Below are 20,667 nucleotides of genomic sequence, written 5' to 3' on the forward strand. Positions count from 1 at the left end.
GGCATGGCAGCAATGTTTCAGATGTGGATGAGCTGTTAGCTTTGCAGGCCGGAGACGTACTGAACGTACGTCGGAGGATCGCAAGGCGAAGCAGATCGCCGCAGATGGACATTGCAATCATGCCGGTGACCGACCAGGAGAAAAGAGCTAAAAATACTCAAGAAATAAAACAATATTATGAAAACTTTTGACATAACCTAAATAAAATAAGGGGGGTAATTATGGCAACAAAGAAAGCAGTGGAAAGTCCGGAATTTCTGTACCTGCCTCTTGGAAGCATTATAGTGGAAGAACAGATTCGTTCAGCCGTTGACACAACAAGCGAATCATTTAAAGCTCTTATGTCATCAATTAAAGACAAGGGTGTATTAGAGCCTGTACTTGTAACTCAAAAAGACGACAAGTACCTGCTCCTCTGTGGGGAACGCCGTTATTTGGCAGCCCAAAAATTAGATATGGAAACAATCCCGGCAAGGATTGTTAATACAGTCACCCAAAAGGATGAAATACTGGCCATCCAATTAACAGAAAATCTCCAGAGAGAAGACTTGAATCCCATAGATCAGGCTAATGGCATACTTGCATATATTCAGGCAAAACATCCTGACAAGGGGTACAATTTGGATGGGGTCATGAGTGAGTTGGTGATGTACAATCGAAGGCAAGAAGATGTATCCAAAGAAATTGCGGAAACTATTTCCGCAATTTCAAAAATCGCTGGGAAGTCAACAAGGACAATGCTTAACGTAATTTCACTTTTAAAACTGGTTCCTAAAATTCAGTACGTAATTGCCAATGGAAAACTTCCTGTTTCGCAGGGATATCTCTTTGCTGCTAACCTTGGAAGTCCTGACTTTTTTACTATATTTGATGAAATAATGGAGACGCCTGTAACCAATGTTAAATTAGAGAAGATGCTTACTGCTTACAAAAGAAGAAAACCAGAATCAACAGACCCGAAACCAATACCAATGAAAATAAAGGTTGCAAGCATAGAGGCCGCAAAGACATATTTTGAAGAAAAGGCCGGTATGTACACTAAAAATGATCTTCAAACACTTGCTGAAGAACTTAAGACTTTCCTTGCTTCGATAGAAAAGCAGATTAAGACTGCCCCGGAAAATGTACCGGTGAAACAAACAGATAAAAAGCCAGTTCCGCAGGTGTGAGGATTAATGTGTGCAAGCAGCTTTGCTGTTCCGTGAAAGGCAGGGATTATCAGTAGAAATATGTCTCTTATATCATTATTGGTACGGTTTTTTATAACACGTAAAAATGCACACACTGCGTGTTTTCCCAGAGGCAAAGTCTTCGGGTAGAAATATGCCCCTCAGCATGTTCCTTGATGACTATTTTTAACGCGTACGAAGCAGCAACTGCGTGGTTTTCCAGAGGCAAAGATTACGGATTGAAATGTGCATCTTCTACCCTTAACGGGATGATTTTTCTTTCACCTACACAGCTGCAACTGCGTGGTTTCGCAGAGGCAAAGATTACCAGTTAAAACGTACCTCTTTGCCCTTAATGGGATGATTATTTTTGTCACCTACAACTGAGTGATTTCAAATAAATGAGTTATCGAGAATTACCAAATGAAATATGAGAATTCAGGCTACTGATTTATTTTTTTCTTTGACTCCCTGGGCGGTATACTAACCTTCAAATCACATGCTTTATCGATTTTATTTCCTGCCTGCTCCCAAATGTAGGAGAGCATTACAGGTAAGTATACGTTTGTAATATTTTCCTTAAGAACATCACTATACTCAGTTTTCATCAAGTAACCTGCGTCAGGATACATCTCTATGAATGACTTCCATCTATAGTCATCGGGATCAACAAATTCTCCCCACCGCGTAGCAAACTTAGAATGCCATAATGCTACGGCGTAAACATAATCCAATAATGCACCGTTGATGTATTTGGCTACTTCAGGATACTGTTTCGCCTGACTGCTGCCGAGGTATTCCTTAACTTCATAGTTGGCATCGGCAATTGCCCCACTATAATCCCTGTAAGAAATACCGACCTCGCACCTTGATCTAAGCTTCTTGAGTGCAGTTAGGGCTTCATCAGCGCTTGCACCGAAAGACATAGGAGCCCCCAGAACAAAAACAACCAAAACAATTATAAACCCGAAAACAGCTTTTTGCATAAGTTACATCTCCTTTCTGTTGTTCTTCATAATCCGCATTACGCTTGCGGTTTAATATGCTGCTCAACCGCTTACTATGCCGTTATCGTCAGAAAAGCTTTTTCCAATAAAATATAATAAATAGTCGACTTCTTGTGGTTTCAACCCGAACGGACGACGAAGATCATCATTTATTGCATTGTTGAACTTCAGGTAATTCTCAATATTCCGACTGGTTGTGCTGAACTTATCCCCATCTTTAAAATATCCAAGGGCTTTGGCCAACGAAGGTAACCAAACGTTGTATTTCTCCTGATCCTTTAGATACACGATCATCGATGGAAAGCCAATGCCGGCACCCTTGACTTGCGGATGTGACCAGAAACGTGAAAGGGCTTCTGGAAGTGCGCCATTGCTTTTCCACAAACGCTCTGTCCTTAAATTCAGCTCTTCAATTGAGGAAAGTAATAATTTACGGTTGTTACCCATAAAAGCGGGATTAAACCGTCTATAAGTAGCATGACCTTTCAGCTCTGTCGTTTTGTTATTTAGGGGCACGCGCTCTGTGTTGCAGTATTGGAAAAACGATATAAAATCATCCTGTGTAAATCGACCAACCCTATTATCTAACATATTGCGTGCTTCTTGCTCGGCGTTGCAACGTGCATAAATAAATTCTGGTTTTGTTGATACGTGCTCGTGCTGGCATTTTATCAAGGCATAAAAATCGGTCATGGACAAAATCCCTCTTTATTTATCTTTAATAATCAATATATGGTATTTGGCATTCGTTTTATTTAAACATCATAACGCTCCCGATACAAAAAGGCAATAATCAAATGTGGTTGATATTTAATTGTTTTTTAATTTGTGCTACGCCACAATTTATATATAAGTATTTGGATAATACAATACAAGTCCCGGCATCACGGGTCTTTATTAACACTATTCTAAACAATATTACCGTCTGTAATATAGGCTGAAAACCGAATCATTGAAAAACTCGATAACAGGAAGGCAGTAGTACCACAGTCAAAAACCACGCAGTGTGCATTTCGGGAAGAAAGCAGTGCTTATGGCCAAAACCGCGTAGCATGAACTACAGGAAGTTTCTTGTACCTCAGGCAAAAACCGCGCAGCATGACTTTCGGGAAGAAAGATTTGTCTTCAGACAAAAACCACGCAGTGTCGAATTCAGGAAGCAGCTTTGCATCTTATGCAAAAACCACGCAGCTCTGCTTCAGGCAAAAGCTCCTATAGCTTACCTGTAAAATAGACCTTTATCATTTCAGCTTTTTATATATCCTGGATATGCCGTAACCAATTACGGCTGCCGTGCCGGCTATTAAGGGTATTCCGAAAACAATGATGGAAGAAATTGCCCTGGCAATATCAACAGGGGTAATCTTCCTGGATTTCTTTTGATTGTCCGGTTCATTAATTCTGTTATTTTTAGCGTCCATCATATGTTCCGTACATTGTATCATATCTGTCTGCAAAGTGATGAGCTTTTTAATACCGAAGCGTTTTCTTGATGATTGCCGCAAAAAAAGGCCGGGCCTATACAATAACCACTTTTACCACATGCCCCACATGATCATCAACAAGGAGAACAAATTTGTCATGTTGTACAACCCCGTCAACAGTCACGCCCCCCTCACCTTCGCCCACGCGTCCCTGCACGACCTTTATATGATAGATAGTTTCCCGGTACCGGTAGTGCACTGTAAAGCCCTCCCAATCATCAGGAATGCAGGGCTGGATATACAATTTGTCTACTTCGAGTCTCAGCCCCAGGAGTGATTCTACGATCAGGCGGTACATCCATCCGGCTGATCCCGTGTACCACGTCCATCCGCCGCGGCCCGTATGGGGCGGAACTGCATATACGTCAGCGGCAACAACATAGGGCTCCACTTTGTACACTTCAATATCCTTAGCCGACCCCCCGTGATTCACAGGATTGATCATAGTAAGGAGTTCCCAGGCCCTCCTGCTGTCACCCAAGGCAGCAAAGGCCATAGCAGCCCAGACGGCTCCGTGTGTGTACTGCCCGCCATTTTCCCTTACCCCAGGGACGTATCCCTTGATATAGCCGGGATTTAAATCCGACTTGTCGAAGGGCGGATCGAGAAGCTGAATTAACCCGTGGTCAGGGCGTACAAGATACTTATCCACTGCTTCCATTGCCATGCGAGACCGTGTGGCACTCCCTGCCCCGGACAAAACAGACCAGCTTTGTGCAACAGAATCTATCCGGCATTCGGGATTGATTGATGAACCCAGCGGTGTGCCGTCGTCAAAAAAAGCGCGTAAATACCACTCACCATCCCAGCCGTTTTGTTCGATATTCAGGCTAAGCGTGCCGGCTTCTTTCTCACAACGTTCTGCAAAAGGCAAATCCCCGTGCATTTTTGCAATCTCAGAGAAACTAATGAGCACTTTATAGAGGAAAAAAGCGAGCCAGACACTTTCTCCTTTGCCGGCATTGCCTACCATGTTCATACCATCGTTCCAGTCACCGGAGCCAATGAGCGGCAGTCCGTGTTCGCCGAATGTTAGGCCTCTCAAGATTGCCCGGAAACAGTGATCGTAGAGATTGGTCTTTTCTTCAGACTTACCGGGCAGATCATAATAGGAATCCTCTTCTGCGTTGACCGGACGCCCTTTAATATAGCGGATGCGTTCATCCAGCACACCGGTATCCCCGGTAGTCAGCACATAGCGGCATGTCGCCAAAGGCAGCCAGAGAAAATCATCGGAGCATCGGGTGCGTACCCCTCGGCCTGAAGGTGGATGCCACCAGTGCTGTACATCTCCCTCTACAAACTGACGGCTTGCACTCAGAAGGAGATGTTTACGTACAAGTTGCGGTTCAGCATGGATAAGAGCCATTATGTCCTGCAACTGGTCACGAAAGCCGAAAGCCCCTCCTGACTGATAGTAACCGCTGCGCCCCCAAAGACGGCATGAAATGGTCTGGTATAAGAGCCAGCCGTTGGCCAGGACATTAATAGAGGGATCTCTTGTTTCCACCTGAACTGCACCGAGTGTATGGTTCCAGTACTGCCATATTCTTTCAAGGGCCTCACGGGCCGCCACCGATCCACGGGAATTATATGCCAGATTACCGGCGTCATCAGCATCCTGGCCTGCGCCCAAGGTGAAGACGATCTCGCGTTCTTCACCGTCCGCCAGCTCAAAGGCCACCTGTATTGCACCGCATGGATCAAAAGCAGCTCCTACCCTGCCGGAAAGACGTGACCGAGCCATGGCAGCAGGATTTGCAAGTGTTCCGTTGCGACCGATGAATTCTTTACGGTCACCAGTCATGGTCCGTATTACATTGTCCACGTTGAAAAAAGCCGTTCTGTTGCCGAATTCAGTGTTATATGGGTTATGCGCAAATAGAGCGCCGCTTTGAGAGTTGATCCCTGTAATTACATGCATGACTGATTTGGGTCTTAAATCTCCCAGCACCCATTCCACATATCCTGTTGCAGAAAGCCGCCGTGACCGGCCTGATTGATTGCGCACCTTCAGCACCGTAAACTTAACGGCAGCGTCAATGGCAACATACACCCACACCTCAGTACTGATTCCACGCTCAGTGTGCTCAAAGACGCTGTATCCGAACCCGTGCCTGGTCACGTAAGGCGTAGCTCCACGGCTTGGCAGCGGCATTGGGGACCAGAAGTGTCCGCGCTCTTCGTCGCGTATATAAAAAGCTTCCCCGCTCGAATCGCTTACAGGGTCATTGTGCCATGGGGTGAGGCGGAACTCATGCGCATTTTCGCTCCAGGTATAGGCAAGACCGTTCTCTGAAACAACAGTTCCGAAAAGCGGATTTGCCAGCACATTTACCCACGGCGCCGGTGTTACCTGCCCACGGGCAGTTGAAATAACGTATTCCCGGCCATCAGGAGTAAAACCTCCCAGCCCGTTACCAAACATCAGATCCTGGCGAGGTTCTGCTGTTGATGACGGGGCATCGCCTTTTGCGGTTCGGATTAAAATAGAAGCCGGCAATATTCCTTCCGAAAAGCCCCGGCCCTTGAACTGGTCAGCGAGCATTCCCTTGTGGTCAGTAATGATTATTCGGGCAACCGTCTGAAAAAGGATGCGGTCTTCCTTCGATATCTGGTCGGAAGGTCTTACAAAAATACCGCCCGGCCGATCAGTCAAGTTGGGTTCTATACCTGCAGCAATGAGCCCCATGATCTGCTCGTGAAGAATTTGCCGGTAGCCTGCGTGATCTTCGTTCCAGATTACCAGGTCCACCAACAGTCCTTTGAGACGCCAGTATGCGTGGGCCTGAACGAGTTGCCGCACCAGGTTGATATTGGCCGGGTCCTCAATCTGCAGAAGTACAATGGGAAGATCGCCGGAAATAGAGTAACCCCAGAGACCGGATTGGCCGCGGTTATTTTTCATAAGGGCGCCCGGACTGGCTCTTAGTGAAGAATTAGCGTATATGACAGAGGCGGCAAGACGTCCATAAAGCTGCGCATCGGCTTCCGTGGCATTGATCTGCCGCAGCAGCACCTGGCTATGTGTCCATGCCAGATCAAAGACACGATCTGCGAGATGCAAATCCTGATATTTCCCTATAAGGCCCATGCAGGCTTCACGGGTTTCGGCAATACCAGTGACAATAATGATAGTTGCTGATTTTTCCGGATCGAGAATTATTTGATGCCGGATCGATACAATCGGATCAAGCACTGAACCGTCGCTGTCTGAGAGCCTGGATAAACCTCTCATCGCTTGGGGATCGGCAATAGTGTTACCGCGGCCGATAAATCGCATGCGGTCGGTTTCAAAGGATACTTTATTGGTACTGGCCCCGTGCACAGCCATGAGATGGAACATCCATGGGGACTGTTCTTCAATTGAGCGCGGCCTACGCGTGCAGAGTATTGCACTTTGCTCGCGTATAATTTCGGTCATGACAAAAAGATTGCTGAAGGCCGGGTGCAGCGAATCCTGAGCGGGCGATGCAAGAACTACTTCCTCATAACTCGTTACTTCGATAGTTCTACGTGTCCGTGCCCGGTTGGTGATGGTAATCCTGCGTAATTCAATATCATCCTCAGGTGAAACTGCAATCTCAGTATGTGTGTCAAAGTCCTGATCCCGGCGGCGAAACTCTGCCCGCCCTTCCGAGAATATTGCTTCATACTGTTTAGAAGCTTTAAGCGCAGGCTGATATGTAGCTGACCAGAAAGCCCCCGTTATTGTATCACGAATATAACAGAATGCACCCCAGTTATCACAGGTACTGTCTTCGCGCCACCTTGTCACTGCAAGGTCTTTCCAGCGGCTGTAACCGCCGCCTGCATTTGTAATCATCACGTGATATCTGCCGTTCGACAACAACTGCACTTCCGGTACTGGTGTGTCGGGGCTTGTGTAGACACGTATCGGCATTTCTTCTGCACCATGTGAGGCTGCATGTGCCTCGACAAGCTCAGTGGTGTGTGAATAAAATGCCGTTGCCTTTGGCACCCGCTCCTGAAGTAAAAGTATAATTGCCTGAAACGAGGGGTCGGACTCAAATCGCCTCTGCATAGGCCGGTTCAGCAGCAGATAGGCCAGGGAAAGGAGGCTCATGCCCTGATGATGGGCCATGAAGGACCGGACCACTGCGCTCAATTGCCCGTGGGGCAGGTGAGTCGGGGTATAGTCAATAGCTTCATAAAATCCATATCTTCCCTCAAAACCCTTAGCAGTAAGTTCCTCAAGATTAATGCAGGCATCTTCCGGCGCCACCATAAGCGCTAAAGCTGAGGCATACGGAGCAACAACCATCTCCCCGGCAAGACCGCGTTTAAGCCCCAGGCCTGGTACGCCAAATGCGCTGTACTGGTAATTAAGATGCCCGTCAATTGTATTAAATCCGGATTCGGAAACACCCCAGGGTACGCCGCGTTTTTTTCCATACTCGATTTGTCTTGCCACAACTGCCTTATAGGTCTCGTCGAGGAGCGTTTGATCATATGTGGGCATTATAAGGAGCGGCATTAGATATTCAAACATGGACCCGCTCCAGGAAAGAAGGACCGGCTCTCCTGCGGCAGTAGTAAGAAGCCTTCCAAGGGCAAACCAGCTCTCTTGCGGTAATTGTCCCTGTGAGATGCCTACAAAGCTTGCAAGTCTTGCTTCTGAAGCCAGCAAATCATAGTAACTTACGTCACACCTATTTTCGCTGACATTATAGCCGATAGCCGACAAATGGCGATTCTTGTCATAAAGGAATTCATAATCAATACGGGCAAGTTCACCGGATTGTGATACAAGTTCTTCGATAATCCCGATTCTCTCTCTGGCTCTTCTGCTTGCTTCATTGACAGCTTCTTGAAGATCGTCAAGTTGCTTGCGCTCCTCTTGTGTCCAGTCCTGTTGATCTATCATTGTTGACAGTATCTTTTTGTCAAGGACGGCTAATCTGCGCAGTGTGGGAATCTCGTTGAGAAACGGAAATCCGATGAGAACCTTTGGAGAAAGGGGAAGTGTTGTCCATGCTATAAGAAATTCAAAATCATCAAGAGCAGCATGGCATTGGCTGGAAAAAGCCTGTGCCCACCATGCTGACTGACTCCCTGGGTCAGCATCAAAGTCATTGACTACTTTCAGGGCAGAGACGGAAAGCTTATCAAGGCTCTCCCATACAGCATCGAGCTTATCCGGATGGACTGCGCACAATGACTTCAATTTGTCCTCGATTTGAATGAGCCGGGCCGGTGCTTTTTCACCGGCAACATCCATAAGAATCTTCAGCGTATCAAGCAGTCCGTCAAACACCTTTGATCCCATTATTATCTCATCAGGGAGTGCGTTGAGTCCCGCCCTTAATGTTAACAGATAAGCAGCAAGATTTCCGCTGTCAACAGTGGAAATATACATGGGCAGCAAGGGGTTTAGAGATTCTGTGTCATACCAGTTGTAGAAGTGTCCCCTGAAGCGTTCCATTACATCCATTGTGCGGAAGGCATTAGTCGTGCGATGTATGAGTTGACCTGTGGAAATATAACCGAAATCCCAGGCAGACAAATTGGCAAGAAGTGCAATCCCCATATTGGTAGGTGATGTACGATGGGCAACTTTTTCAAGGGGATGTTCCTGATAATTATCAGGTGGAAGCCAATTATCCTCCGGACCAACAAAGGTCTCAAAGTAACTCCAGGTTTTTCGGGAGATCTTTCTCAGAAAGATAATCTGGTCAGATGTGAGCTTTGCCTCGCGACGGTCAATGGGTTTGCTTATCCACCAGGTGATTACAGGAGAGATAAACCAGAGCAACAGAACAGGTATGGCGTAAGCGATAGCAGCCGGCCTTGAAAATACGAGACCGATCAGTACAGTAATGGAAATGACAGGAGATATCCACATAGTCAGATAAGCACCGGTCAGGTCTTTTCGGTTTGAACGATCAGAGTCGCCTGAAGGGTTCCATTCGAGAAGACGCTTTTTTACAACCAACATTCGCCAGATGGTGCGAAAAACAGCATCAATGCTGAAAAATGCCTCGTAGGGTAGACAAAGGAGTGTAAATGCAGTCTGACCAAGGCTCCTGGCAGTTCCCTGCAAAACAGCAAGAATATGCTGACCGTGAAGGACATCAACGGGCTTTTGAAGCAGATCCATAAGTGCGGTAATCAAAGAAGGAATTATGATAATCCCTATTACCGACAGAGTCCAGAACCAGGGCACGGGCATTGCTGTCCAGCCCAAAATAAGCATTAACGTCAAAACCAGAGGCGAAATGCTGCGCCTGAGGTTATCGAAAATCTTCCATCGGGAAAGAGCTGAGAGAGGATTTTTCTTAAAGCTCACATCAAGACCAGGAACTCCCGGCAGAAGCCATCTGCAAAGCTGCCAGTCTCCGCGAATCCAGCGGTGTCTGCGACTCACGTCTGCGCTGTAGCGCGAAGGGTATTCTTCATATAGCTGCACATCACTCAAAAGACCTGCCCGCACATAACATCCTTCGATGAGATCATGGCTCAAAATCCTGTTCTCAGGAAAACGCCCCTTAAGTACCTGCTCAAAGGCATTAACGTCGTAGACGCCTTTGCCGATAAAGGAGCCTTCTCCAAAGAGATCCTGGTACACATCTGAGATAACGCGAGTATAGGGATCTATCCCTGCATCGCTTCCCCACATGCGTGCATATTTTGACCGGTTTGTGCCGGGCAGACTCACGGCAACCCGTGGCTGGAGGATGCCGTATCCGGCATTGATACGCTGTTTTTTTTCATCATATTGCGGACGATTCAGCGGGTGCGCCATAGCCTCCACAAGCTGTCGCGCTGCATCTCGCGGCAGTTGCGTATCTGTGTCAAGTGTAATAACATATTTCACATTCGGCAATGATTTCAAATCTCCCACGATGAGGGAAAATTCGGTCTTTGAGCCTTCGAGGATAAGCGAATTCAACGCTGCAAGTTTTCCCCGCTTACGTTCGTAACCCATCCAGATATGTTCATCAGGATTCCACAGTCGCGGACGGTGAAAGAGGAGGAATGAGTCGGCTTTCGGGTTTATGTATTTTCTATTTAACTCCTCAATTTTCTGTTTGGCCAGTGATAACAACGATTCGTCGCTGGGTAGGCTTTCCACTTCAGCGTCACGGAAATCAGTGAGGAGGCCGAATAGAAGATTATCATCCCTATTTGCAAGGAATCTGACCTCCAGAGCATCCATAAGATGTTCGATGTTTTCAGGGCCTGTGAGCATAGTAGGGACTATGACCAGAGCAGATGATTCCTTTGGAATTCCTTTGGAGAAGTCCATTTTGGGCAAGGGATGGGGGGCCACAAGTCGCGTTGTAAGCCAGTTAACCAGTGCAATTGCTAACTGGCTTACACCCAAAAGCGAAAGTGCGCCGATAAGCCACATCCAGGGACCATGTAGTCCCGAGGAAAAAGCCTTTGCAAGTAAACACCCTGTGAAGACGGCGGTAATAACAAAGATCGTGCCAAGATAGAAGATCAAGGGAAATCGGTGAATTATCTTTCTAACTTCATCAGTTGAAGATAAGTTAACTTCTGCTAACGCTTCAAGTTGAGCAAGTCCCTTGTTGATGAGGTAGAAACCGACATGATTTTTCCGTTCATCGCTATTTATGAGTTTCTGGCCCTCTCCGGCAAGTTTGATGGCAATTTGTGCTACCTCGTTTTCGGATAATGCGCTGCTCTTAGCTATCTTCTCTACTATATGACGGTATTGATCGCGGGTGGCAAAATCCATCCTTTCATACACGCCGGCAGGGTCCTTGCAGAGGGTCTCTTCGACAACACTCATAGTTTCGACAAAATTGCGCCAATCCATGGCGCTCAGAAAACGGAGACTGCCGATGCTGTTGCTTATGGAAAGCTGATCTGCTGCTTGCTGCTGGTTCTCTGACTGTATTAACTGGTCAATCGTCAGGCTTGACTCGGAGAGCTGCTGCTCAATCCATGTAAGGGGCAATGCGAGAGTTGGACCCTGACCTTTCAGTCTGCGTGTAAGTTCTGCAACAAAGGAACTGACAATGGGCGGATTTGAGCGTGCCATATCGGCAATAACAAGAATTAAACCTTTTGGATTGTGCTCGGCTGTCTCAGTAATCAGGTCTGCCCAATAATCGGCAAGATTCCTGTCGATTCTATCGGCAGCAATCCGCATTGCAACACGCCGGAGATTCTCAATCAGAGCCAGCCGCAGCATGATGGGAATTGCCCATAATTCGCCCAGCTTCAGCACGGTGACTGTCTGATAGGCTGCTACAAAGCCTGTGAGACTCTCCGGGTCCACCCGGCCATCGCCGTGAGAGATTGTTTCCAGTGCAATGTCATACACGCGCGGAAGACCCGATGACGGACCATTTTTCAAGCGCGGCAACCCCTTACTGTAGCCCTTTGGCAGGTGTTTCTTTGCCGTGCGAATCTGTTCCTCGATCAGATAAAAATTGTCAAGAAGCCATTCCCCTGCAGGCGTAATCCTCCTGTTTCCCTTTACAGCATCTGTCTGCAGTTCACGAACATTAAGAAGGACATTTTCGTTCTCACCAAGCCGCGTTAGGAGTTTTTCGGGGATATGGTCTGTGCTTAAGGTATGTGTACCGGCAAGTATCTTACCATGCTGCTCCATCTGGGAGGCGCTGAATAACTCAGATCGCAGCGGCAGCTCATCACCGGGGCGCTTTTGCGATAGACTGTTTCTACGAAAACGTGCCCACAAATGAGGCAAGTTCCCGATAATTGTTGTTCTTAGGAATGACAAATTGATGATCTCCTTGCTTGTAATTAAAGCTTAAACCAACCGGATTGTGAATATGGCAGCATTTTGGACTCCCACTTCTCCGGATATTGTTGATAGCATTTATTGAAGTGGGGACAGATATTGAATATCTGTATTTTACACCTTTAATGCGTAAGTTACCAGCTTTATTATTACTTGACAGTCTCCACGGCTTGCCGATGCGAGTGAGAAAAATACCAACATTATATTTATAAGATAAAACATCGAAATGCAATTTGCCAACACGTCCAACTAAAAACATGGTACTATATATTGTCTATGCATACTTATACTATCCGAAATAATCCTGTGGAGGAGATATGGCATCCAGTAACAAAAAGGAACCACTGGAAGATTTAAAGAATAAATTAAGTTCATTTTTCGGTCCGCGCGATCCCCAGAAAAAGCAGACCGGCTTGCCTCCCAGGACCCATTTCAGTATCTGGTATTTCCTGCTTGCCATACTCTTAATTACCTACTTTCAGCAATATTTTTTTGCCCCCAAGGTGGAGACAATTCCTTACGGTCAGTTCAAGCAGAGTCTGGCCGAAGGTACAGTAAGTAAATTAACCATAGGCCCGGAACATATCACGGGGACACTGAAGGGAAAAGAACAAAAATCTGAAAAGGTGTTTACCACTGTCCGGGTCGACGACCCAGGCCTGGTTAAGGAACTCGATGAAAGAAAAGTCGGCTACCAGGGACACTATGACAGTAAATTGCTGAGTGGAATTCTCTCCTGGGTTCTCCCCATCGCCATCATGCTCCTCATCTGGCAGTACGCCATGAAAAAGATGGGGCCAGGTATGGGAGTCATGTCTTTTGGCAAAAGCAAAGCAAAACTTTTTGCAGAGAGTGAGACTAAGGTTACCTTCGCCGATGTGGAGGGAATCGATGAGGCCAAACAAGAGCTTCAGGAAGTGGTGGAGTTTTTGATGAGCCCGGAAAAATTCCAGAAGCTGGGCGGGAGGATTCCTAAAGGGGTTCTCCTGGTTGGTCCGCCTGGAACCGGGAAAACTCTCCTGGCCAAGGCAGTAGCTGGAGAAGCAAGGGTACCTTTCTTCAGTATAAGTGGGTCCGAGTTTGTGGAAATGTTTGTCGGAGTAGGTGCATCTCGTGTCCGTGATCTCTTTTCTCAAGCGACCGGCCAGGCTCCCTGCATCATCTTCATCGATGAACTGGACGCGTTGGGGAAAGCCCGGGGTATGAATGCCTTTGGCGGCAACGACGAACGCGAGCAAACACTAAACCAGCTTTTAGTGGAAATGGATGGATTTGAATCAAATAAAGGGGTCATTATCATGGCTGCCACCAATAGGCCTGAAATCCTTGATCCTGCTTTATTACGCCCAGGGCGATTCGATCGGCAGGTACTGATTGACCGGCCGGATATAAACGGCCGGGAGGCTATCTTGAAAATTCATTCAAGAAAAGTTCTTCTGGGTCCCGATGTGGACCTCCGCAAAATAGCCGCGCTTACCCCGGGATTTGTAGGCGCTGACCTGGCCAATCTTATTAATGAGGCAGCCCTGTTGGCTGCCCGGAAAGACAAGGAAACAGTCGGATCAGCAGAATTCGATGAGGCTGTGGATCGTATTGTGGGTGGGCTGGAGAAGAAGAACCGGGTGATGAATCCACGGGAAAAGGAAATTGTTGCTTTTCACGAATCCGGACATGCAATTGTGGCCGAATCCGTCAAATTTGCAGACCCTGTGCATAAGATATCCATTATCGCCCGCGGGATTGCAGCTCTCGGATATACCCAGCAACGACCCATAGAGGACCGTTACCTGATGACCCGCTCCGAGTTACTTGATAGGTTGGCAGTCCTGTTAGGAGGGAGAGTAGCAGAGGAACTGGTTTTTGGAGAGATCTCTACAGGAGCCCAGAACGACCTGCAACGGGCCACCGATATAGTAAGGTCTATGGTTACAGAATACGGCATGAGCGATCGCCTCGGACTTGTAACATATGAGCGCCCCCATCAACCTTTTTTCATGCCGGAAAGCTATTCCCAAAACAAGTCTTACAGCGAAACAAAGGCTACCCAGATTGATGAAGAGATCTCCCAGGTAATGGAACAGGCTCACGAGAGAGTACAAAAAATCCTCATGGAGCGTAGAGAGGTCCTGGATAACCTGGCTCATCTCCTGTCGCAGAATGAAATTGTGCAGGGAGAGGAGCTGAGAAAAATGCTGTCCGAATTCACGGCCAGAGAAACACCTAAGACATCCGGAGCTTGATCCCAAGTACCTTTATCGCTGCCGCCTCTTGTTCGCTTTACGGAGTATTCAGCTTTTCTTACTTACAAGTTGTCATAATTCCCTTGCGAATGGCGCCGGTTCCGGTTAATATTCGATGAAGCAGTTTGCCGATTATTACAATATGAAAAAGGAGATTACTGCACATTGTCTGAAAAGAAACATCAGAAGAAAGGGCATCACTCTGTTCCTCTCTCTGCATCGTCAGAGACAAAACCGGCAATCGAGCGAAAACAATACAACATCTTAATACTCGTTCTTGGGGCATTATCAGCCATAGGACCATTTTCAATCGACATGTATTTGCCGGGTTTTCCTGCAATAGCAGCGGACCTGCATACAGATATTGCCCATGTGGGATTTTCACTTACGAGCTATTTCATCGGGATCTCAATCGGACAGATAGCTTATGGTCCCGCAATGGATCGCTATGGGCGGAAGAAGCCGCTGATAGTCGGCCTCATCGTTTACATCGCCGCTGCTCTGAGCTGTGCCTTGGCACCGTCCATAAACTTTCTGATAACCATGCGCTTGTTTCTCGCCCTCGGCGGCTGTGTCGGTATGGCCGGCAGCAGAGCGGTTGTGCGCGATCTGTTTTCCGGGAGTGAAGTAGCCAGGGTACTCTCCGCACTGGTCATGGTCTTTGGCGTTTCACCCATCATTGCCCCAACTATAGGGGGTCTGGTGGTAGCTGCACTTGGCTGGCGATTTATTTTTCTCATCCTTGCGGCAATTGCCATATTTGTCCTTATTGCGATATGCCGGTTCCTCAGGGAGAGCAAAGGCCCTGATATTTCCATCTCTTTGCACCCGAAAAACGTTGTTCTTGAATATCTCAATGTGTTTAAAGAACCCGCATTCATCACATACACATGCGCAAGCTCCGTTGCGATAGGAGGATTTTTCTCCTACATCTCCGGGTCCCCCTTTATCTACATGAAGATGCTCGGTTTTACGGTTACACAATTCGGGTGGATATTCAGTGCAAATGCAGTTGGCTTGATTGCTGCCAGCCAGATCAACAGGATATGGCTGAATAAACACAGCAGTACTGAAGTATTGCTTATAGTTACCGCAGCTCAATTCTGTGTAGTCATGTTGCTGCTGACCGTGCCTTTCGATGATATCAGTATAAAAATAGGAACTATTGTCCTCATCTTCTGCTATGTGTTCTGTTTCGGGTTTGTCAATCCGAATGCGATGGCGGTGGCGTTACAGCCGTTTACAAGAAATGTGGGCAGCGCATCCGCACTGATAGGAAGCCTTCAGATGATCACAGGTGCTCTGGCATCTGCGCTGGTAAGCTACCTGTACAACGGAACAGCCATGCCGATGATATGGGTGATGTCTGGTTGCACGAGCATCAGTCTGGCAGTATTGCTTGGAGACGCACTATTTATCAAGAAAATCCGGGTTGTTAAACATCGCTGAGATGGAATGTCAGAAGGCAAATAATGGATATGATAAAGTATTGCACTTTAGCATATCGGCAGTCTTTGGAGCAGCGAGTGAAACATATCTCCATTATAACGCCAGGTTTGAAACTCCTCTTAAAAAAACATTACCATATCGGGCAATAAATAGAATATGATTTACAGGTAAAATAGATAATAAAAGTTTACAGGAGATATAAATGGATAAATGCATTGAACAGGATCAGCGTATTGCAGAAATTTTGGAAGCTAATCTCGAAGTTACTTTAAAATCACTGACATTGTACCGGGACTATCTCAGGATAAATCTCGATACGCCCTGTATCATGACCGGCATAGAAGACTTTCCCTGGGAGGAAAGATATGTTTTTGGTTATGGTGATAAAACAGAGTATGAGGCTCTGAAAAAGGAACAGCCTTCCTATACCGACATCTATGAACTGAAGCGCTTTGAAGACCTCGTTGATGAAAATACAGGAATACTGGTTAAGGTGAAACGGGTAAATGATAATAAACGATTCATTCTTGACCTTGCATCACTGAAAGCAACAGATGAAACATCAAAAAACTATACGCTGCTTGATGATTATAGCGTGTGGTTCGTTAACCATTAAACTATGCATGGAAAGCATGGCTGCCAGTGCTTCCAGAGAAGTAAATGAAGGAGTATAAAAGGGGTCTGCCTTTTGACATTTGAATTAATCCCTGATAAATTTTTTAAGAAGATTAACTATCAATAAAAGCAAGTTCTGCAAGAAGATCAGCCTTTAAAGTATCTTTCAGTTCTTCCGGTGCAATGACCTTCACATAGGGTATCCACTGGTAAAGCCAGTTTTTAATACCAAGGAGTCCGTTCACGGTGAGAGTCATTTCAATCTGTCCATCTTCCATTTCCACTATCTTCTGGCTTTTATGCCACTTTTTCCTGAGGATGAAGGGCCTTCTCTCTGCAGCAAATCTCAATACCACAGTTACAGGCTTACCGTCAATAAATGCCCCGAAGGCAGATGACAGCTCATCTTCCGGGGAAACATGCTGGGGTACATAGTGTTCATTCAGTACAGATAAAGAAAGGATTCTATCGAGAGCAAAGGTTCTTGCGGCACTGTATATATAGTACCATCCCCTTAGATACCAGATGCCTTCTCTGAAGAAAAGATAATAGGGATCAACCTTGCTCTCTGCGGGTTTGTCGGCATTGAGTGATTTGTATAAGATTTTAATCTTCCGGTAATTAATAATAGCATTGTGAATGAGACTCAGGTACTGGGCAGACAGTGAAGGCAAGGATTCATCGGATAAAATAATGTGCTTCATATCGCCTGATGTGCGGGACGAGAGTTTCATCTTTATGTTCTGCAGACTCTTTTCCATTCCGGAGCCGTAGTTTACAAGAAACTTCCCTGCCAGAGCAAAAGCAAGGGTCTCTTCAATGGAAAGGTCAGGTTTTTTCATGGAATATCCCTCTTCAAAGATGTAACTGTTTTTGTTTCTATCATAAATGATGGGGAAACCCGCAACGAGAAGGGTATTCATGTAGCGGTGGATTGATCTCTCGCTCACCTCAAGTTCGGTACTGAGACTCGAAACCGTAACCTTTTCCATGCTGTCAAGCTTGTTCAGAATAATCATTAAAGAATCAAATTTATAGGACATAACACCTTCCCTTCCCTTTTTTCTCTATCGTTAATTAATTTATACCACACATTGCTGACAACATCATGTCAGTTTATAACTACAATTGATTATTTTTATTGAGGAGGCTTGAACCACCATGTCCGCAAGGAACACCGGATTTTGAGTACTCTTTTTCAATCCAAATAATTCCCTGCAGCTCGCTGCAGGGTTACTGCTTGCTCTGCAGCTCGCTGCAGGGTTACTGCTTCCTCTCGCCCCTCCGGGGGAGAGGGCGGGGTGAGGGGGATATGAGCCTCTTTCCAGTGATACCCCGCAGCAAGCTGCGGGGAGGTTCATTTGGCAATAAATATCCCTTGTATTTTGTTCTGTCCATGATATAATCAATTCATGTATATGAATATAAACAATAAACTAGATTTATCTCATCAACCTTATATCAGCATAACAAGTTCACTTCATTGTAAATACCTAAAATTTGTTAACATGCTTAACGGACCGGATAATTCCGGTCAAGTAAAACAACGATCTTTGTGGGGCAGGCGAAATGGCATCAATACACGATGATACCGCCTCCCGCAAGAAGGTAGAAGAAGCCCTGGTCGCCAGCCAACTTCAACTATCGGATGCAATGGACCTTGCTCACATCGTTTGCTGGGAAGTCGATATTGCAACGGGAGATTTTATCTTTAATGATCCTTTCTATACCCTTTACGCAACTACTGCTGAACGTGAAGGGGGATACCGGATGGCAAGAGAGGAGTATGGAAAAAGATTTGTGCATCAGGACGATATGTGGCGCTTTGCCGAGGCATCGGAAAAACACAGACAGATCAAAGAGAATGAGTTCCTTAACGATATGGAACACCGTATAATACGCAGAGACGGCGAAGTTCGTTATATCCTGGCCCGTATACGTGTCATTAAAGATGCCGAGGGCCGTGTAATCAGATACTACGGGGCAAACCAGGACATCACTGAACGCAAGCGGACAGAGGAGGCGCTGAAGGCCAGCGAGGAGAAATACCGGAAGATTTTTGAAGGAGCCACCGAGGGCATCTGCCAGACGACCCCCGAGGGCAGGTGTCTTAGCATGAATCCGGCTTTTGCAAAAATGTTCGGCTTTGCATCACCGGAAGAGATGATCGATTCCGTCAGCAATATGGGCCAGCATCTCTATGTGAACCCGGAAGACCGTGAAAAGATGGTGCGCATGCTCATTGAACACGACAAGGTCAAAGGGTATGAGGTGGAGGTGTATCGCAAGGACAGAAGCCGGTTCTGGATATCCATCAACATCCATACGGTTCGTGATACTGCAGGAAATATTCTGTACTTCGAAGGCACGAACACGGACATTACCACGCGCAAAAAAGCCGAAGAAGCAATCGCCAATGAGAGAGAAAAACTAAAAACTCTTTCGGACAATGCCCCTTTCGGGATGGTTCTCATTAATAAGGATGGTCGTTTTACGTATATTAACACCAAGTTCACAGACCTGTTCGGGTTTGATCCGTCTGATATCCCCGATGGCAGAACATGGTTTAGAATGGCCTATCCAGATATTGAATACAGACATACAGTCATCTCAACCTGGGTAGAAGATTTAGGGGATGCCAGACCAGGTGAACGGAAACCGAGGGTTTTTACCATTACATGTAAGGATGGAACTCAAAAGATAGCAAACCTTATCACTTCGATACTTGTTTCTGGTGATTATCTGATGATATGCGAAGACATCACCGAAAAAAGAAACCTCGAATCCCAGCTTCGCCAGGCCCAGAAAATGGAATCCCTTGGTACTCTCGCAGGAGGTATAGCCCGTGATTTCAATAATATTCTCACGGCCCTTATGGGATATGCCGCCCTCATACAGATAAAGATGGAAAAGTCGAACCCCTTAAAAACATACGCGGATCAGATAATCTCCGCTTCCAAGAAGGCAGCCGATCTTACACATAGTCTTTTGGCTTTCAGCAGACAACAACCCACTAATCTTGTTCCTCTTGATATAAACAGCACAATAAAAACTACAAAGAAACTTCTCAAGAGGCTGCTTACCGAGGATATTGAGCTGCACACATCACTCACAAATGATGATACGACCGTAATGGCAGATAAGTCACAAATAGATCAGATCCTTTTCAACCTTGTTACCAATGCAAGGGATGCCATGCCGAAAGGAGGAACGATAGCCATAGAGACATTTATTGCTGATATAGACAACAGGTTCATCAGGTTTCACGGGATCAGAGAGCCGGGAAGGTATGTGCTGATAAACGTCTCCGACACAGGAATAGGAATGGATGAAGTCACACGTGAGAAGATCTTCGATCCCTTCTTTACCACAAAGGAGGTCGGGAAAGGAACCGGGCTTGGCCTTGCTACCGTCTATGGCATTGTTAAACAGCATAACGGATACATCACTTTAGAGAGCACACCAAATATGGGTACTACCTTTCATATCTATATCCCTGTAGTAATGAAGAAGGCCGATCCGGAAGAAGGTAAGACAACCGCCATCACGATGGGAGATGAAACAGTCCTTATCGTCGAAGACAATAAAGAGGCAAGATGTTTTATACGGGAAGCACTTCAGTACTCCGGTTATAAGACCATAGAAGCGGTAGACGGTGAAGATGGGATATATAAATTTAAGCAGAACCTTAACGTAGACCTCGTCATCCTTGACCTGGTAATGCCGAAAAAGAACGGACGTGAAGCCTACGAGGAGATACACAAAATAAACCCTCATATCAAAGTACTCTTTACCAGCGGCCATACCAAAGAAGTTGTCCTCGACAAAGGAATTGAGGACAAAGAATTTGACTTCATTGCCAAGCCGCTATCACTCAACGAGTTTCTTCAGAAGGTCCGCGAGGTCCTTGACAGGTAGCAATCATTTTTACATGAATGCATT

General features: G+C 46.3%; 12 protein-coding genes. 7 read left to right on the forward strand and 5 right to left on the reverse strand.

Annotation, left to right across the window (positions count from 1 at the left end; translation table 11 throughout):
• The 3 genes from NT010_07125 to NT010_07135 form a co-directional block, all read left to right on the forward strand.
• Positions 1–191: hypothetical protein (locus tag NT010_07125; protein ID MCX5805823.1), on the forward strand; the 191-nt coding region annotated here is incomplete at its 5' end.
• A gap of 30 nt (positions 192–221) precedes the next feature.
• Positions 222–1,169, forward strand: a complete 948-nt coding sequence (locus tag NT010_07130) for a ParB/RepB/Spo0J family partition protein (GenBank protein ID MCX5805824.1) — start codon at positions 222–224, stop codon at positions 1,167–1,169.
• Between the two features lie 176 nt (positions 1,170–1,345).
• Positions 1,346–1,504 carry a hypothetical protein gene (locus NT010_07135; protein ID MCX5805825.1) on the forward strand — a complete coding sequence of 53 codons (159 nt, stop codon included), beginning with the start codon at positions 1,346–1,348 and terminating at the stop codon, positions 1,502–1,504.
• 108 nt (positions 1,505–1,612) lie between these two features.
• Here the strand turns inward: NT010_07135 and NT010_07140 are convergent, their stop codons facing one another.
• From NT010_07140 to NT010_07155, 4 genes are all read right to left on the reverse strand, one after another.
• The gene (locus NT010_07140; GenBank protein ID MCX5805826.1) at positions 1,613–2,155 is read right to left on the reverse strand and encodes a hypothetical protein; all 543 of its coding nucleotides are present in this window, start codon (positions 2,153–2,155) and stop codon (positions 1,613–1,615) included.
• 63 nt (positions 2,156–2,218) lie between these two features.
• Positions 2,219–2,869, reverse strand: coding sequence for a hypothetical protein (locus NT010_07145; protein MCX5805827.1), 651 nt, complete (start codon positions 2,867–2,869; stop codon positions 2,219–2,221).
• 548 nt (positions 2,870–3,417) lie between these two features.
• A complete protein-coding gene (locus NT010_07150; protein ID MCX5805828.1) occupies positions 3,418–3,621 on the reverse strand; it encodes a hypothetical protein in 204 nt (67 codons plus the stop codon).
• A 73-nt stretch (positions 3,622–3,694) separates the two neighbouring features.
• A complete protein-coding gene (locus NT010_07155) occupies positions 3,695–12,268 on the reverse strand; it encodes a cyclic beta 1-2 glucan synthetase (protein ID MCX5805829.1) in 8,574 nt (2,857 codons plus the stop codon).
• Between the two features lie 470 nt (positions 12,269–12,738).
• Between NT010_07155 and ftsH the strand changes: the two genes are divergently transcribed.
• The 3 genes from ftsH (at position 12,739) to NT010_07170 (ending at position 16,726) form a co-directional block, all read left to right on the forward strand.
• Positions 12,739–14,661 carry an ATP-dependent zinc metalloprotease FtsH gene (ftsH, locus tag NT010_07160; protein ID MCX5805830.1) on the forward strand — a complete coding sequence of 641 codons (1,923 nt, stop codon included), beginning with the start codon at positions 12,739–12,741 and terminating at the stop codon, positions 14,659–14,661.
• A 165-nt stretch (positions 14,662–14,826) separates the two neighbouring features.
• Positions 14,827–16,110 carry a multidrug effflux MFS transporter gene (locus tag NT010_07165; protein MCX5805831.1) on the forward strand — a complete coding sequence of 428 codons (1,284 nt, stop codon included), beginning with the start codon at positions 14,827–14,829 and terminating at the stop codon, positions 16,108–16,110.
• Positions 16,111–16,312: 202 nt separating this feature from the next.
• Complete coding sequence (locus NT010_07170; protein ID MCX5805832.1) at positions 16,313–16,726, forward strand: hypothetical protein; 414 nt, start codon at positions 16,313–16,315, stop codon at positions 16,724–16,726.
• A 112-nt stretch (positions 16,727–16,838) separates the two neighbouring features.
• Here the strand turns inward: NT010_07170 and NT010_07175 are convergent, their stop codons facing one another.
• The gene (locus NT010_07175; GenBank protein MCX5805833.1) at positions 16,839–17,768 is read right to left on the reverse strand and encodes a WYL domain-containing transcriptional regulator; all 930 of its coding nucleotides are present in this window, start codon (positions 17,766–17,768) and stop codon (positions 16,839–16,841) included.
• Positions 17,769–18,294: 526 nt separating this feature from the next.
• On the opposite strand from NT010_07175, the gene NT010_07180 reads away from it, so the two are divergent.
• Entirely contained in the window at positions 18,295–20,643 is a 2,349-nt protein-coding gene (locus NT010_07180) for a PAS domain S-box protein (GenBank protein ID MCX5805834.1), read from the forward strand.
• The last annotated feature ends 24 nt before the right edge of the window (positions 20,644–20,667 follow it).

Source organism: Pseudomonadota bacterium, from assembly GCA_026388275.1.
Taxonomy (GTDB): Bacteria; Desulfobacterota; Syntrophorhabdia; order Syntrophorhabdales; family Syntrophorhabdaceae; genus JAPLKB01.

Excerpts from the sequence above, each read along its gene's own strand:
- NT010_07140 (MCX5805826.1), bottom strand. The coding sequence starts at position 2,155 with ATGCAAAAAGCTGTTTTCGGGTTTATAATTGTTTTGGTTGTTTTTGTT.
- NT010_07170 (MCX5805832.1), top strand. The coding sequence starts at position 16,313 with ATGGATAAATGCATTGAACAGGATCAGCGTATTGCAGAAATTTTGGAA.
- NT010_07150 (MCX5805828.1), bottom strand. The coding sequence starts at position 3,621 with ATGATACAATGTACGGAACATATGATGGACGCTAAAAATAACAGAATT.
- NT010_07135 (MCX5805825.1), top strand. The coding sequence starts at position 1,346 with ATGACTATTTTTAACGCGTACGAAGCAGCAACTGCGTGGTTTTCCAGA.
- ftsH (MCX5805830.1), top strand. The coding sequence starts at position 12,739 with ATGGCATCCAGTAACAAAAAGGAACCACTGGAAGATTTAAAGAATAAA.
- NT010_07175 (MCX5805833.1), bottom strand. The coding sequence starts at position 17,768 with ATGTCCTATAAATTTGATTCTTTAATGATTATTCTGAACAAGCTTGAC.
- NT010_07130 (MCX5805824.1), top strand. The coding sequence starts at position 222 with ATGGCAACAAAGAAAGCAGTGGAAAGTCCGGAATTTCTGTACCTGCCT.
- NT010_07145 (MCX5805827.1), bottom strand. The coding sequence starts at position 2,869 with ATGACCGATTTTTATGCCTTGATAAAATGCCAGCACGAGCACGTATCA.
- NT010_07155 (MCX5805829.1), bottom strand. The coding sequence starts at position 12,268 with ATGGAGCAGCATGGTAAGATACTTGCCGGTACACATACCTTAAGCACA.
- NT010_07180 (MCX5805834.1), top strand. The coding sequence starts at position 18,295 with ATGGCATCAATACACGATGATACCGCCTCCCGCAAGAAGGTAGAAGAA.